11 protein-coding genes are annotated in these 14694 nt (G+C 54.9%); 8 read left to right on the plus strand and 3 right to left on the minus strand.

The genetic code is table 11. From position 1 onward, the window contains the following. Window positions 1–28 precede the first annotated feature (28 nt). Window positions 29–1243, plus strand: coding sequence for a BamA/TamA family outer membrane protein (locus ACS5NO_RS14595; RefSeq protein ID WP_439415835.1), 1215 nt, complete (start codon window positions 29–31; stop codon window positions 1241–1243). A gap of 21 nt (window positions 1244–1264) precedes the next feature. Here ACS5NO_RS14595 and ACS5NO_RS14600 read toward each other — a convergent pair whose 3' ends face one another. Continuing rightward, a complete protein-coding gene (locus ACS5NO_RS14600) occupies window positions 1265–1975 on the minus strand; it encodes a LytR/AlgR family response regulator transcription factor (protein ID WP_439415836.1) in 711 nt (236 codons plus the stop codon). After that, complete coding sequence (locus ACS5NO_RS14605; protein WP_439415837.1) at window positions 1950–3095, minus strand: sensor histidine kinase; 1146 nt, start codon at window positions 3093–3095, stop codon at window positions 1950–1952. Before ACS5NO_RS14605 ends, ACS5NO_RS14600 begins: the two co-directional genes overlap by 26 nt. 274 nt (window positions 3096–3369) lie before the next feature. On the opposite strand from ACS5NO_RS14605, the gene ACS5NO_RS14610 reads away from it, so the two are divergent. The 7 genes from ACS5NO_RS14610 to ACS5NO_RS14640 all read left to right on the plus strand — a co-directional run bounded on the left by ACS5NO_RS14610 (window position 3370) and on the right by ACS5NO_RS14640 (window position 11518). Next, the gene (locus ACS5NO_RS14610; protein ID WP_439415838.1) at window positions 3370–5655 is read left to right on the plus strand and encodes a TonB-dependent receptor; all 2286 of its coding nucleotides are present in this window, start codon (window positions 3370–3372) and stop codon (window positions 5653–5655) included. Between the two features lie 2 nt (window positions 5656–5657). Next, a complete protein-coding gene (locus tag ACS5NO_RS14615; RefSeq protein ID WP_439415839.1) occupies window positions 5658–6446 on the plus strand; it encodes a DUF4249 domain-containing protein in 789 nt (262 codons plus the stop codon). Next, window positions 6443–7132 carry an ABC transporter ATP-binding protein gene (locus tag ACS5NO_RS14620; RefSeq protein ID WP_439415840.1) on the plus strand — a complete coding sequence of 230 codons (690 nt, stop codon included), beginning with the start codon at window positions 6443–6445 and terminating at the stop codon, window positions 7130–7132. The genes ACS5NO_RS14615 and ACS5NO_RS14620 overlap by 4 nt, the downstream gene beginning before the upstream one ends. Window positions 7133–7135: 3 nt before the next feature. After that, complete coding sequence (locus ACS5NO_RS14625; RefSeq protein WP_439415841.1) at window positions 7136–8074, plus strand: HlyD family secretion protein; 939 nt, start codon at window positions 7136–7138, stop codon at window positions 8072–8074. A gap of 7 nt (window positions 8075–8081) precedes the next feature. Then, the gene (locus ACS5NO_RS14630; protein ID WP_439415842.1) at window positions 8082–9209 is read left to right on the plus strand and encodes an ABC transporter permease; all 1128 of its coding nucleotides are present in this window, start codon (window positions 8082–8084) and stop codon (window positions 9207–9209) included. Beyond that, window positions 9209–10549: a TolC family protein gene (locus tag ACS5NO_RS14635; protein WP_439415843.1), complete on the plus strand. Its 1341-nt coding sequence runs from the start codon at window positions 9209–9211 to the stop codon at window positions 10547–10549. Before ACS5NO_RS14630 ends, ACS5NO_RS14635 begins: the two co-directional genes overlap by 1 nt. A gap of 327 nt (window positions 10550–10876) precedes the next feature. Continuing rightward, window positions 10877–11518: a collagen-like triple helix repeat-containing protein gene (locus tag ACS5NO_RS14640; protein ID WP_439415844.1), complete on the plus strand. Its 642-nt coding sequence runs from the start codon at window positions 10877–10879 to the stop codon at window positions 11516–11518. A 308-nt stretch (window positions 11519–11826) separates the two neighbouring features. On the opposite strand, the gene ACS5NO_RS14645 is transcribed toward ACS5NO_RS14640, so the two are convergent. Continuing rightward, a complete protein-coding gene (locus ACS5NO_RS14645; RefSeq protein WP_439415845.1) occupies window positions 11827–14646 on the minus strand; it encodes a glycoside hydrolase family 2 TIM barrel-domain containing protein in 2820 nt (939 codons plus the stop codon). Window positions 14647–14694 lie beyond the last annotated feature (48 nt).

Below are 14694 nucleotides of genomic sequence, written 5' to 3' on the forward strand. Positions count from 1 at the left end.
CTAACTCAAAAGATCCTCCTAATTCAACATGAATTTCCCACCCACGTACGGTCTACATGCAATCACGAAAGCGTTTCCCTACCTGGTCGGCTGGCTGTCCCTGATAATTGGACTACCGATTACTACCTGGGCCCAGACCAAATCGTCGTTCTGGCGGAAGCTTCATCCCGATTCGCTTACGAATCGTCCGCTGCGCTTTATCCCCCTGCCCGTGCTCCAATCCGGACCTGAAATTGGCCTTAAAGGGGGCCTCTCTCTTGACTACTTCTTCAACGCAGCCACGATTGGGGCTAAGCGCCCCCACCTTCGTAGCCGGTACTGGCACCGGCTCGATTCAGCCAGTCGGCAGACGCGTAACTCGTATGTGTTTGTGCAGGGTCTCTATAGCACCCGTCGGCAACTAACCCTCGAAGGGGTCTGGCAGACCTATGGCGTTGGAGAGCGTTACATTCTACGGGGCCGGGGCGGCTACCTCGATTTTGCCGAAGATTACTGGGGTGTAGGGAACCAGACCGTCGGGGAACGGGACTATTTGGTATTTACCTATCAGCGCTGGTATGTGCAGCACCGGATGTGGCGCAAAATTAAGGGCCACCTGTTTGCCGGTTTCAGCTACAACTACAGTGACACCCGCAACCTGCGCTCCGACAATGCGGTAACCTTCGTGCAAAGTGAGCCTGGCTATCAAGGGAGTGTGATCTCCGGAATAGGGCCAACCTTGCTGGCCGACTATCGGAACAATCCGTTTAGCCCAACTCGTGGCTGGTATGCCGAGTGGGCGATGCATATTTACCGGGCTGGCTTAGGTAGCCAGTATCGCTATACGGAACACCTGCTTGACCTGCGCCGATACTGGCCCCTGCCCGGCCGCCACTGGCTGGGGGCTCAGGCCCTGGGTCACTTTACGACGGGCCAGGTGCCTTTGCGGGAACTACCCCGGCTGGGTGGGCCAGCCATGATGCGGGGCTTTGTGCAGGGTCGCTATCGTGACCAGCAGCTCTGGTCAATGCAACTGGAGTACCGCTACACGCTGGGACCACTGCTCAAAGCAGCGGCCTTTGGGGCCGTCGGTGGCGTAGCCCCTACGCTCCGCCAATGGCAAGGAAACTATACGCGCTACGCCACGGGTGTGGGACTGCGGCTGCTGGTTAACCGTCCTAAAGAGATTTATCTGCGGGCCGACCTGGCGTTTAATTCCAATGGAACGACAAATCTCTACCTGCGCATGCTGGATGCGTTTTGATCCCGAGCTCAATATTTCGGCTTAGCGGTTGCGATACGTAGCCAGAAACTGGTCGGCGAATCGCTCGCCAACGGGGATAACTTTACCACCCAGCAGAATCTGCGTTTTGTGGAAGGCCGTGATCCGGCTGACAGGCACGATGTACGATTGGTGAACCCGGCAAAACCGGTTCGGGTCCAGCCGCGCTTCCATCGTTTTTACGTTCATCCGGGTCAAAACGGGTTTGCCCGGCTGGGAGTCCAGATAAATTTTGACATAATCTTTCAATCCTTCGATGTACAGCACATCGCTGTGGTAGATTTTAGCCTCTTTGTACTCGGTTTTCACGAAGAAAAACGTGTCAGCCTGCATGGCCGCATCGCCTTTCTGCTTCAGCGAGTGGTGCTCATAGGCTTTGTTGCAGGCCCGTAGCAGTCGATCAAGCCGGATGGGTTTGAGCAGGTAATCAATGGCGTTCAGTTCAAAGCCTTCCAGGGCGTAGTGTTCGTAGGCCGTGGTAAAAATGACCATGGGCGGTTGAGCCAGCGACCGCAAAAAGTCGGTACCCAGCAGCGTCGGCATCTGGATGTCCAGAAACAACAAATCCACCTTTCCCTGCTGTAGCAATTCCAGACCCTCGAAGGGTCGGGTATACTGGCCAATGAGCTGGATCGTCGGCACCTGTTGCAGGTCGTCGGCCAGGATACGCAGCCCCAGTGGCTCATCGTCAATGAGAATAGTCTGCAACTTCATCGGAAATGATGGCTAAATCAATTTGTAAATCAACACAGAATAGCCCGTTTCGCCGGGATATGGACAGTTTGTGGCGGTTGGCATAATGCAACGCCAGCCGGCGTTCGACGTTCTGAATCCCCACACCGGAGTCAGATACATTGGCCGGCCGTTTTAGTTCATAAACCTGATTCCGGGTCGAAAACGTAAGGAGACCCGCCTTCATCTCCAGTTTAATCATCACCGTAGAGTCCTGCTCGTGGTGCATTCCATATTTGAAGGCGTTCTCCACAAAATGGATCAGCAGCAGGGGTTCGATCCTCACCTTGTCGTCATCCACCTGTAGGTCAAACACAACCCGGTTGTGCGTATCGAGCCGCATTTGCAGGAGCTGAATATAATCGGTCAAGTAGTCGATTTCGCGGGCTAAAGCCACCGGCCCCCGGTCGACCTGATAAATCATGTACCGCAGCATGTCCGACAGTCGTTGAATGGCCTCTTCCGTCGAATCCGATTTCTGGCGGGCCAGCCAGCGCAGGTTGTTCAGCGTATTGAACAGAAAATGGGGACTAATCTGGAGTTTAAGGGCACTCAGTTCGGCTTCTTTTTTTTCAATGATAATCTGCTGATGCGCCTTTTCACGTTGCTGTCGGTCCTGGTAAATGGCAAAGGCGATGCTGACACTGGTCAACAGGACCAGCGACAGCAGGGACGTGGCAATCATGGGGAAAGGAACACTCAGCCAGCTTCGGGTCTGAATCATGCTGATCTGCGCCTGAATGATCCTTGCCGCAATCTGGCCAAAATCAGCCTGAAGAAAATAACGGTAATAAGCCGCGTTGACAGCGATCAGCAAAGCCGCCATGACAAGCATCGAAAGCGCCACCAGATAGGGGCGACGGCCGTTCAGGGCGTCGGGCATCAGCTTCCGGTAATTCACGTAGAAAAAGCTGATGACCAGCACTTCATTGATGACCTTGATGCCAAACAACTGCCAAAACGTGCGCTGATTGAGGAACTGTGGCAGCGAAAACGTCAGGTAGGGCAACGTCATGTACAGCAGCCACCCGGCCACATGAAACAGAACCGGGTATTGCCCGTAGCTGCGTTTGGTCCACTCTAAAAAACGATGGCTCGACATTAAGCAAAGAATAGACTTTCTAACCATCAAAGTACGTGCAAAATTCAGACCTGATCCAGCCGAAATATATACAAACGCACACTAAATCTCTACACACTACCGGATACTGCTTCCGGGGCTTATCCTGACGATCAATCAGCGACTTCCTTTGTGGCATCAGTCCACAAAAGCAACGCACATGCAGGTCAGGTATCCCGTTTTCAGATTTGGATTTTTGTTAACGCTCTCCTTTTGTCTGTTGAGCTATTGGGCAAAGGGTCAAGGGAAGGTTACGTTGAGCGGTACCATTAAAGATGCCCGCAACGGGGAGTCACTGATTGGGACTACGGTGCTGGCCAACCGCAGTGGAGGAGGTAGTTCGGGGGCGGTTGCCAATGCCTATGGTTTTTACTCGATCACCCTTGCGCCGGGGACTTACACGCTCACCGTGCAATTCATCAGCTACTTCACTAAAACGATTCCGATTACACTCCAGAGCAATCAAACCCTCAATATCGAGCTAAGCGATCAGAGCATCGGCCTCAACGAGGTGCAGGTAAAAGCCACCCGCGAAGACGACCCCATTACGCGGAATCAGCTTGGCGTGGAGAAGCTCAGCATGGAGTCCATCAAAACGGTGCCGGTGCTGTTTGGCGAGCGGGACATCCTGAAAACCATCCAGTTGTTGCCGGGCGTCAAGTCGGCCGGGGAGGGTAACAGTGGCTTCTACGTGCGGGGCGGGGCTGCCGACCAGAACCTGATTCTGCTTGATGAAGCGACGGTTTACAATGCTTCGCACCTGCTCGGCTTCTTCTCGGTCTTCAACGCCGATGCGCTCAAGGATGCGACCCTGTATAAAGGGGGGATGCCGGCCGAATTTGGTGGGCGGCTGTCGTCGGTGCTCGACATCAAGATGAAAGAAGGGAACACCAAAAAGCTCGCCGTTACGGGCGGTATCGGCGTGATTGCCTCGCGCCTGACGGTAGAAGGACCCTTGCGGACGAATAAAGAAAAGCCCGCTCGGGGCAATCCAGCCCGGGGCAGTTTTATCGTATCCGGCCGACGTACCTACGCCGACCTGCTGCTGAGGGGCGTTCCCGACTCCACGATCAACCAGAGCAAACTGTACTTCTATGACCTCAACGCTAAAGCGAACTACCAGCTCAATGACAAAAACTGGCTTTACGCATCGGGCTATTTCGGTACCGACGTGCTGGGTGTGGGGAGTTTGTTCGGCATTGAATGGGGTAATTCTACGGCGACCCTCCGCTGGAACCACCTGTTCAACAACCGGTTATTCCTGAACTCGTCGCTGATTTACAGCAACTACCGCTACGAAATTGGCCTTGGCAGCGGCAACGCCCGGGTTACGCTCAACTCCCGCATCAAGGACTGGAATCTCAAGGAAGATTTTGAGTACTACGCCAACGATCACAACACGTTTAAGTTTGGCGTGAATTTAATTCACCATACCATTGAGCCGGGCCGGGCTACTACGGGCAGTGAATCCGGGTTCAATCCGCTGACCCTAACCGAAAAATACGCACTGGAAACGGCGATCTATGGATCGCATGAATACGCGGCTACGACCCGGCTGAAAATAAAGTACGGTCTTCGGCTGGCCACGTTCAGCAATCTGGGGCCGGGTACGTATTACGACTACAACCCCGACCGCAGCGTGCGGCAAACGTACCAATACGAGCGGGGTGAATTCGTCAAGACGTATGTGAACCTGCAACCCCGGCTGTCGCTCAACTACGTCCTCAACCCGGACGCGTCGATCAAGCTGGCCTACGAGCGCAACGCCCAGAACCTGCACCTGCTGAGCAACAGTACGGCCAGCAACCCCACCGATTTGTGGATTCCGTCGAGCAACTACGTCAAGCCCGAACTGGCCGATCAGGTATCGGCGGGCTTCTTCCGCTCCATCAGCGAGGGTCGTTACCAATTTTCGGCGGAAACGTATTATAAAACCCTGCAAAACCAGATCGATTACCGCGACGGGGCTAACATTCAGGCAAACGAAAACGTCGAAGCAGAGCTGATTTATGGCCGGGGCCGCGCCTATGGGCTGGAGCTGTCGCTGAAGAAAAACACGGGCCGGTTTACAGGTTGGCTGAGCTACACCCTCTCGCGCACCGAACGCCGGTTCGACGGCGTGAACCGGGGCTCGTGGTTCCCGGCCCGGCAGGATCGCACCCATGATCTGGCCCTGGTCGGTACGTATAAAATCAATGAAAAACTCCTACTGTCGGGCAACTTCATTTACTATACCGGCAACGCTGTAACGTACCCAGTCGGTCGGTATTTTATTGATGGACAATGGGTTAGCCAGTACGGTGATCGCAATACCAACCGCATTCCCGACTACCACCGCCTGGACCTGAGCCTGACGTGGTTCCGTCGGCGCACCGAGACGACCGAACGAAGCTGGAACTTCTCCATCTACAACGTCTATGGCCGCGAAAACGCCTATACGATCACCTTCCGGGCCAATGCCGACGACCCTAATCGCTCGGAAGCCCTGCAAACGACGCTGTTCCGCTGGGTGCCGTCCGTAACCTATAACTTCAAATTCTGACCGTGAAAAAAGGAATTTATTGGCTGCTGATGCTGACCCTTCCGTGGCTAAGCGCCTGCGAAAAAATAATCACTCCCGAACTCAACAGCGGGGAGCCGCGCATCGTCATTGAGGGTAACGTCACCAGCGAAGCCGGGCCGTACACTGTGCGGGTATCGCAGACGGCCGACTACTACCAACCCGGCCAACCCCAGGGCGTTTCGGGTGCGCTGGTAATCATCCGCGACCTACAGGGCGGGTTAGATACGTTGACAAATGAAGGCAATGGCAACTACCGAACCCGTAAAACCCGGGGTGTGGTGGGCCATACGTACGAGCTTACCGTCACGATAAACGGCACCACGTATACCGCTCGCTCCACCATGCCGCCGGTGGTGAAGCTGGATTCGCTGACATTTGAGGCCCAGACGCTGGGCGATATCATCTACGCCAACTATACCGATCCGGCCAGTGTCACGAACTATTACCGCTGGGTGATGTACGTCAACGATCAGAAACAGAGCGATGTGTTTGCGGCCGACGACCGGCTTAATAACGGCCTTAAAACCCGTCAGGCCCTATTTTTAACCAGCAACACCAGCACCGATCTGGAACCTGGCGACCGCGTTCGGGTAGAGATGCAGGGAATCGACGCCAACGTCTACACCTACTTCTTTGCCCTGTCGCAGGTGCTGGGCAGCGGCAACAACCAGGCGGCTACCCCCGCCAACCCGCCCACGAATCTGTCGGGCGATGCGCTCGGCTATTTCAGTGCCTACAGTGTGACCGCTAGCCAATTGACCGTACCATGATTGCCGAACTGAAAGGAGCCAACAAGGCGTACCAGACCCCCGCCGGGTCTTTTACGGCGCTGGATAAAACGACCCTGGTGGTCAACGAGGCCGAACTACTGCTGATCATCGGGCCGTCGGGGTCGGGCAAGACGACCTTACTCTCGCTGCTGGGGTGCCTGATCGACCCGTCCGAAGGGCAGTTGTGGGTGGATGGCAAAGACGTCGCAACGCTATCGGCTTCCGAAAAGGCGAGTTTACGGCTGAACCGGATCGGGTTTGTGTTCCAGCAATTTAACCTGCTGGCTCCGCTCACGGCCGAAGAAAACGTAGCCTTTCCGCTGGAGATGCAGAAGCTGGGCCGGGCCGAGATCAAGCAACGCACCGCTGATGCCTTGACGAAAGTCAATATGTCGGAGCACCGGCGCAAATTCCCCAAACAGCTATCGGGTGGACAGCAGCAGCGTATCGCCATCGCCCGCGCCCTGGTGACCAACCCCAAACTGGTGCTCTGCGACGAACCGACGGCATCGCTCGACAAAAACAGCGTCGATACGGTCATGAACGAATTGCAGGCACTGGCCCGTTCGGGCAAGGCTGTCGCCGTTGTTACGCACGACCCCCGATTGACGGTTTATGCCAACCGCGCCATTGAGGTCAAAAATGGTATCGTCACCCCCATCGCCCTTGAAAAAACGCAGGCATAAGCCATGATACGTACCCCTTTCTCTATCCCCCGCCTGAGCGTACTCTGTCTGAGTATCGGGTTATTGGCCTGTCGGCCAGAACAGAAAAATGAGCAACCTGCCAAACCGAAGCCCATCACGAAGGTGGTTGGCGTTGCCCGCATCGAACCTGAACAGGGGCTGATTCAACTCTATGCCGGAACGACGGGCCGCGTGACAGCAATCTCCGTCAGTGAGAATGAGTCCCTCAAAAAAGGGCAGGTGCTGCTCACCGTCGACCGGAAAACCGACCAGGCGCAACTCGCGTCTTCGCAGGCGAAAATCGGTACGCAACGAGCCGGCATTGCCGCGCAGGAAGCCGCCGTTGCCAGTCTGAAACTGAGCGCCGACAAAGCCCGGGCTGATTACGAACTGAACCAGCAGCTGTTCGCCGTGAAGGGTATCACGCAGAAAAATCTGACCCAAAGCGCGGCCGATGCGGCCAAAGCGCAGCAGGAGTATCGCAAAGGACTGGCCGATTTACAACAGACCCGCACCGTGCTCAACGAACTTAACGCCGATGTGAACGTCTACGCTGTGCAGGCCAAAGAAAAGACCCTAAAGGCACCCTACACGGGTAAACTGCTCGAATGGACGGTGAAAGTCGGCGACTACGTAACGGGCGAAACGCAGGTTGGCCAGATGGCTCCCGAGGGGGCATTGACGGCCCGTACTGAAGTAGACGAACTGTTTGCCGAACGAATTAAGCTGGGCCAGAAGGCGGACATCCGCTCCCAGGCGACGGGCAAACTCATTGGCACAGGCACGGTGTACTTCGCGGGTGATTTCCTGAAGAAGAAGTCGCTGTTTGAAGATGAAACCGCTCAGGAAGACCGGCGCGTCCGCGAGGTACGTATCCGGCTCAATTCCGGCGAAGGGGTATTCGTCAACGCGCGGGTCGATTGCATCATTCACCTAAACTAAACCGGCCATGTGGAAAACCGCGTATCGATTTCTCACTTACGATACCAGCAACCTGCTCGGCATTCTGGCCGGTATCGTGGTATCGGTGGTGCTGGTGGGCCTGGAACTGAGCATGTTCAACAACATGATGCAGGACGTACGGGGACTAACCCGTAATTATCCCACTGCCATCTGGGTCGTTAATCCGAAAACGCAGTCGGCGCTGCAATTGCAGAACATCGACGTGCGGGTGGGTCGTGAACTCCAGTCCATACCGGGCGTTGAGCGGGTGCATCCTATTGTGTTTGCCTCGGGCTCGGCCAAGTCGCCCAAGGGCACCAAGCTGACGGTCCAGATTCTGGGCATCGAAGCGCCCACGTTTGTGGGTGGTCCCCGGCAGTACACGCCCGGAACGAACGTCAGCGATCTGGTCAACGAAGGGGCCGTGATTTTCAATAAAACGGAGGTCGGGAAGTTCGACAACATCAAACCCGGCGACTACCTGACCATCAACGACGAACGGGTCTATCTGAGCGGCTTATCCATCGGCATGACGGCGTTTGGCTCGTCGTACGCCATCACGACCCTCGAACGGGCCCGTGCGCTCAGCGGCCTCAGCACCAATTACGTCAGCGCCTACCTGGTTCAGATCGACTCCACCCAGGCCACAAAGGCCGCGCTGATCAACCGGATCAACACCGAAATCGGGCAAGTACGAGCCGTGGAAGGGCAGGTGCTGGGCTCGGAAACGATTCGGTACATGATGACCACCAGCAACACCGTGGCCAGCTTCCTGATGATGGTCGTGTTTTCGGCGATTGGTGGCTTCGCTATCGTGGGCGTAACGCTCTATTCGTCGGTCAACGACCGCATCCGCGATTACGGCACGGTGAAAGCCATTGGCGGAAGTAACGGCCTGCTTCGTCGGCTGATTCTCTTGCAAGGGCTGCTGTACGCGCTCATTGGCTTCTCGATCTCGTTTGCACTCCTGCAACTCATGGCCATCACCTCACGGGGTGGCGAGATGGAAATGACGTTCCCCGGTTGGCTGATAGCCTCGCTGGTTGGCGTGACCAGCTTCATCAGTGTGGTCAGCAGCCTGATTGCCATGCGTAAAATCACCAAACTTGAACCGGTTCAAATATTCAGAATGTGATGAAACGACCTTCTCTTTTTGGGCGATTTGCTCCTGCGCTGTTTATCGGTTTACTGGTAACGACGGGAGTCCAGGCACAACGGCGGCTAAGCCTGAACGACGCACTGGAACTGGGCCTTAAAAACCGCTATGACCTCCAAGCCGATGCCGTGAGTCTGGCGCTCACCGAAAACTCAATACAAAAGAACCGCAACAACTGGCTGCCGGAAGTAAACGTGTCGGGTGACGTGCGCTACAACACCCAACTGCAAACGACGGTCATTCCGGCCGGTGCTTTTCCGGGCGGTACCGGTAACGGGGAGCAAAGACTGGCGTTCGGCACCCGTAACAGCACCATCTTCGCCCTGAACCTGACGCAGCCGCTCTACCGTCCCGAAGCCAAAACCGATCTGGCAATTGTGCAGAACAACGGGGCGCTGGAGCAGGAAAAGAATAACCAGCGAAAAACCAACGTAAAGATCAAGATTGCCAAGGCCTACCTGAACGTGCTGCTGAAAGAGATTCAGCGGGGCATCGCCCAGGCCGACCGGCAGCGGTATCAGCAGTATTTCGACCTGTCGGCGGGCAAATACAAGCTCGGTGCCCTGCTCGAAGCCGACCACCTGACGGCCCAGCTCAACTGGCAGAACAGCCAGCTTACGGCTCAAAAAGCCGAACAAAGCTATCGGTTGGCCCAAACCAATCTGTGCTACGAGGTAAACATCCCCGCCGATACGTCGCTGGTATTGACCGACCGAATCGACGCCGGTCAGGCCGAAGCGTACCAAACAACTACTGGCGCGGATTCAGTAGCGGATCGCACCGAAATCCGGCAATTGACGCTGCAACTGACCGACTACCGGCTCCGGGAGCAGAAAGTGCTGAACGCGCTGAAGCCGACGCTGTCGCTCTACGGCAACTACTCGACCCAGTTTTTGTCCAACTCGTTCAACTATTTCAGCGATTCGTGGTTTCCGTTCAACTATTTCGGTCTGCAACTGAAAGTGCCGCTGTCGGGGCAGTTTACCAAAAAAACGAATCTGCAAACGTATCAGTTACAGGCCCGGCAGATCGAACTAAATCTCCACCAGACCCGGGCCGATCTGACCAACGAGTTACGCACCGCTGAAACCGAACTGACCAACGCGTCGCGCAACCTGCAAAGTACCCGCGCCAGCCTGGACGTGTCCAGACAAATCAGCCAGCTTCAGCAGGAACAGTATCGACTCGGCGCGGTACTCTACAGCAACGTGCTCGATACGGAAGGCTCGCTTCAAACCGCCGAGCAGAACTACATCGAAGCGGCTTATCACTACCTGGTTGCCAAGCTAAACTACGAAAAGGCGCTGGGAAAATATTAAATGAGATAATCCAATCCATACGGTACTTCCACAAGTGTCTATTCGGAAACAAGTACCCGGCTGTTATTTAAGGGAATTGGCCGTTCAAAAACTGCAAAGGCACGTCGTATAGATTTAACCATACAAGATTAAGTTGCTTAAAGAAAGCCCCCTGGGCTGGTATAATTACGACGTTGATGGCCGGGCATGGTTTACCACACTTTTTTAACAGTTGATGTAGCGAATCAGGCAATTCAGGCAGCGGCATCTTTATCGCAGGCAACGATCGGCCCAATTTTGCATCAACCAATTTATTATCCTTAAGTCGACAGACAAAATTTTATAAAAATGACAACCTTTCTAAAGGGTAGTATACCCATTTCAATTATTCTATTCGGCCTGCTGCTGAGTTTGGCCGCCTGTCAGCCGGATCAGACGCCCGGCCCACAAGGCCCCGAAGGGCCAGACGGGGCACAAGGCCCCAAAGGTGACCCCGGCACACAAGGGCCAAAAGGTGAACCGGGCACTGTGAACGCCTGGAGCTATATCTATAAAAATCAGCGCTTTGGCGTCTGCTGTGCTCCGGACTACAACAGTATAACAAAGGCCTACACAACCACTGGGTATCTGTCGCTAACGCCTGAGAAGTACGCCGAAATCGCTGACCAGGGCGTTGTACTGGTCTATTTGCGCGATGAACTCAATAGCTGGACGCTGAGTTCGGTTCGTTATATTATGCTCGGTGCTGACCCGACCGAGCCCGTCAGCGTCATCGAAGCCACGGCGCAAACCCTGGCCGACAAGGTTCATATTCGGGCCATCCTGACCAGCCCGCGCAATGGCAACCAGTCACTGCTTAACTACCGGGTTGACGTGAAAGTTATTTTGATTGCCCCTACCAATACAGTAGCCACAAACCTGCATAACGCCCGCATCAATTGGAAAGACAGCCAGGCGGTTGAAGCGTATTTTCACGTTAAACCGTACTGATTTAGTCGTGAAACCTTCGACGCAGTTCGGGGGCGTATGCTACTGATTAGATTGGACAGATATTAAAATTACGAATTTATACCTGACTATCACCACAGTTCATACGGCCACTTAAACAACATGTAGGATGGATACCTTAGATGACGACCTGAACGACAAAAACCGTCAATGGCTGATATTTGTTCCCCTCGGAAGATGAGGGAAGCTACCCCGATCACCACTTCGAAAAGGCGTGGGGAAGGATTGAGCGGTCGGCTTCATATCGGATACTTTTCAGGGTACGTTTATCGGTTGCTTCGGACGTCAGCCTATTGGTGAGCGTCGATAGCCGGTGAAAAATCGGACTGGCCGTTGGCGGTCAATGTGGCCATCCGAAATTGATACGAGGTGTTTTTGGCTAAGCCAGTCAGGTGGAAATAACCACTCTGCGCCGTAGGAATAGTGACTTTTGCCCAGGGGTTAGTCGCCGTTGTCGAGTTGCCGGACTGTCGGTATTCCAGAATGTATCCTGTTGCCTTTCTGACCGGTTCGAAGCAAACAACGGCTTCTGTCGGCTGACGAATGACGCCCTGTAAGACGGGTGCATATGGCCGTTGACCACCATCAGGCGTTACCGTTCTCTCTTCCGACCAGGCGGTTGGGTAGTTGTTGTGTTTCAGGCGCCGAAGCCGGAAAAAGTACGGCCGACCGCTGGTCAGATTCGGCACAAACAATACGCCCCTGGTGTCGGATTGCAGCATTGGCGCGTCCGTGTAATCGCCTTCTTTCGTGGTGTATTGAATCTGGAACAGGTAGTCGTCTGCCTGCGTGGCATAGCCCACGAAAAACCCTCTATCGACCGGTTCAACATACTGGATAGCGGGCGGAACGTACGAATCCTGTTCGGTTTTGACCGTGCGAACGGCTGTTGGCTCACCCTCACCTGCCGGATTGACGGCTACCAATGCAATCTGATACATCTTGTCAAACGCCAGCCCGTGAATATCAATATATGGGTTTCGCGTTAGCGGTGTTTCATTCGATAACCCGTTAAGTCCGTAGCGAAGCTTATAGCCCGTTGCGAGGGCAACCGGCGCGAAAGTCACCCGAATCACCGCCCCATTGGTCCTAATGTCGTTCTGCTCATTCCGACCACTCGTAGTGGCTAGTAGGGTTGGCGACTGGGGTTTTGCGATGTATAGTATGGTATCGTACACCGCGTAGTTCAACGGCGACACCAGCGCAATCTGCACCGCATTAAACGAAGCGGCCTCGTTGGCCCACTGCACAGGCTGTTGAATTGGCGCATCACCGGGTTTTATAATGGGCAAGGTAGCATAGCCGCCCTGCACAAACCGGCCGTTGTCCCCGAGCGCTTTCCAGACCAGTCGGTACCCGTTCAGGTTGTAAGCCGGTAAGTCAAGGACTCGCCGGGGTATCAGCACAACCGTGGCCCCGTTGCCGGTCACGTTTGAAACCGTCATCGACCGAACCGGTGCCATTTCCCGGCGAAATGAGTGCCAGGCTTGCTTAGGTTGCCGAAACACATCGACAACACCCCAGGCCCGATTTTCCGTAAACTCTTTGGTGCCAATGAAACTGCTTCGGTAGTCGTTAAAGGTCCATACCGAGCCGCCAATCAGGTACGTCCGGTTGCGAATGGAATCAACCATTGCTTTGGCGTTTACGTCGGCGTCCAGATTCTCCTGAAACTGTCCATGGCCGTATTCGGCATAGAAAAGCACTTTATCCGGGTGCTGGGCATGAATCTGGTCGGCGAGTTGCCCCAGGTTCTTTCCGTACTTGTTAATCAGCCCCAGGTCGGAAAACGCGATCGCGTCCGGCCTGCGCTGCGCCGTGTGACTGACCATCACAGCCAACCGACTCGGGTCAAGCTTACGAACCCGTTGAATTGCCGACTCGACATAGGCCAGCGTTCCGGGGTAATCACCAATCTCGTTGCCGACGCTCCAGCCAATGATAGCGGGATGGTTGAAATCCCGCGCAATCATGCGCTCCAGCCACTCGTTGGCGGTTGGTTTGTCTTTATCGGCCAGTTGGTCAAAACCCCAGAGCGGCACCTCCGCGAAGGTCAAAATGCCGCGTTCATCCAGGTAATCCAGTGCTTCCTTCGGCAGGGGCAGATGTGTCAGACGGGCCATCGTGGTACCCAGTTCTTTCAGCTTGTCAATGTCTTCTTTGATGCGCCAGAGCGGAATCGTATTGCCCGTAGTTCGGTCGTCCGGCACCAGATTAAACCCCATTGGCCGGATGGATTCCCCGTTGAGTTTGACCGTGTACTTTTTGTTATCAACCTCAATTTTACGCAAACCGAAGCGGTCAACTAGTGGTTCGTCACTACCTATCGTCACGGCAGAGGTATACAGAAACGGATCGTCAAAATGCCAGAGGTGAACCAGTTTGCCGGTTAGATTTGTGCTAACCATAACCTCTTGCGTCTGTTTTGGAGGCATCGTTGCCGTAAACGGTATTTTCTGTTGATAACCGTTCGGCGCCGACAGCGATACCTCTCCCTGAACCGTACCGGGTGTCGTCCCGTGGTTTTGCAAGCGTACCTTAATGCGCACCGTAGCCGTTCGTTTGGCCAGGTCAACGACCGGGGTGATGTGCTGCCGGACAATCCGTACAGCTTCGGTTACTTCGAGCGTAACCGGACGTCGAATGCCGCCCCAGTTCCAGATGGCCCCTCGCCGAAATGTGTTGTCAGCGCATACCACAATGGTATTGGGACCGCTGTAGTCAAGCAGCGACGTAACGTCGAACTCAACCGGCAGATAGCCGCTGTTGTTGGTGCCAAGCAGTTGGCCATTCAGCCAGACTTTACTGTCGTGGTAAATGGCTTCGAAACACAAGCGTATGGTTTTGCCTTTCAGATTGGCTGGCACCGTCAGTGTTTTTCGGTACCAGCCTTTGCCCACGTAATGCGCGTATTCATTTCGTAGATCCCAGTTTCCGGGCACCGGTAAGGAATCCCACGCGGCCGTGTCGTAAGCCGGTCTGAACCACCCAACCGATTCGCCCCGCCCGTTCGGGTCGGTGTGGAAGGACCAATTGCCGTTAAGAGACAGGCTGTTTTGCCCGAAAGCGATTGAGTTGATGAGCAGCAGCAGGAGTACGATTCTATTCATAATGGCTTAGGTGCTGGCTTAATGATTGACCACATCCTGGGCCGCCCG

The sequence above is a fragment of the Larkinella fluvii genome, from assembly GCF_051857545.1.
Taxonomy (GTDB): Bacteria; Bacteroidota; Bacteroidia; order Cytophagales; family Spirosomataceae; genus Larkinella.

What these genes read in the sequence shown, in the direction of transcription:
- ACS5NO_RS14595 (WP_439415835.1), top strand. Translation starts at nt 29, where the DNA reads ATGAATTTCCCACCCACGTACGGTCTACATGCAATCACGAAAGCGTTT.
- ACS5NO_RS14600 (WP_439415836.1), bottom strand. Translation starts at nt 1,975, where the DNA reads ATGAAGTTGCAGACTATTCTCATTGACGATGAGCCACTGGGGCTGCGT.
- ACS5NO_RS14605 (WP_439415837.1), bottom strand. Translation starts at nt 3,095, where the DNA reads ATGTCGAGCCATCGTTTTTTAGAGTGGACCAAACGCAGCTACGGGCAA.
- ACS5NO_RS14620 (WP_439415840.1), top strand. Translation starts at nt 6,443, where the DNA reads ATGATTGCCGAACTGAAAGGAGCCAACAAGGCGTACCAGACCCCCGCC.
- ACS5NO_RS14625 (WP_439415841.1), top strand. Translation starts at nt 7,136, where the DNA reads ATGATACGTACCCCTTTCTCTATCCCCCGCCTGAGCGTACTCTGTCTG.
- ACS5NO_RS14630 (WP_439415842.1), top strand. Translation starts at nt 8,082, where the DNA reads ATGTGGAAAACCGCGTATCGATTTCTCACTTACGATACCAGCAACCTG.
- ACS5NO_RS14635 (WP_439415843.1), top strand. Translation starts at nt 9,209, where the DNA reads ATGAAACGACCTTCTCTTTTTGGGCGATTTGCTCCTGCGCTGTTTATC.
- ACS5NO_RS14640 (WP_439415844.1), top strand. Translation starts at nt 10,877, where the DNA reads ATGACAACCTTTCTAAAGGGTAGTATACCCATTTCAATTATTCTATTC.
- ACS5NO_RS14645 (WP_439415845.1), bottom strand. Translation starts at nt 14,646, where the DNA reads ATGAATAGAATCGTACTCCTGCTGCTGCTCATCAACTCAATCGCTTTC.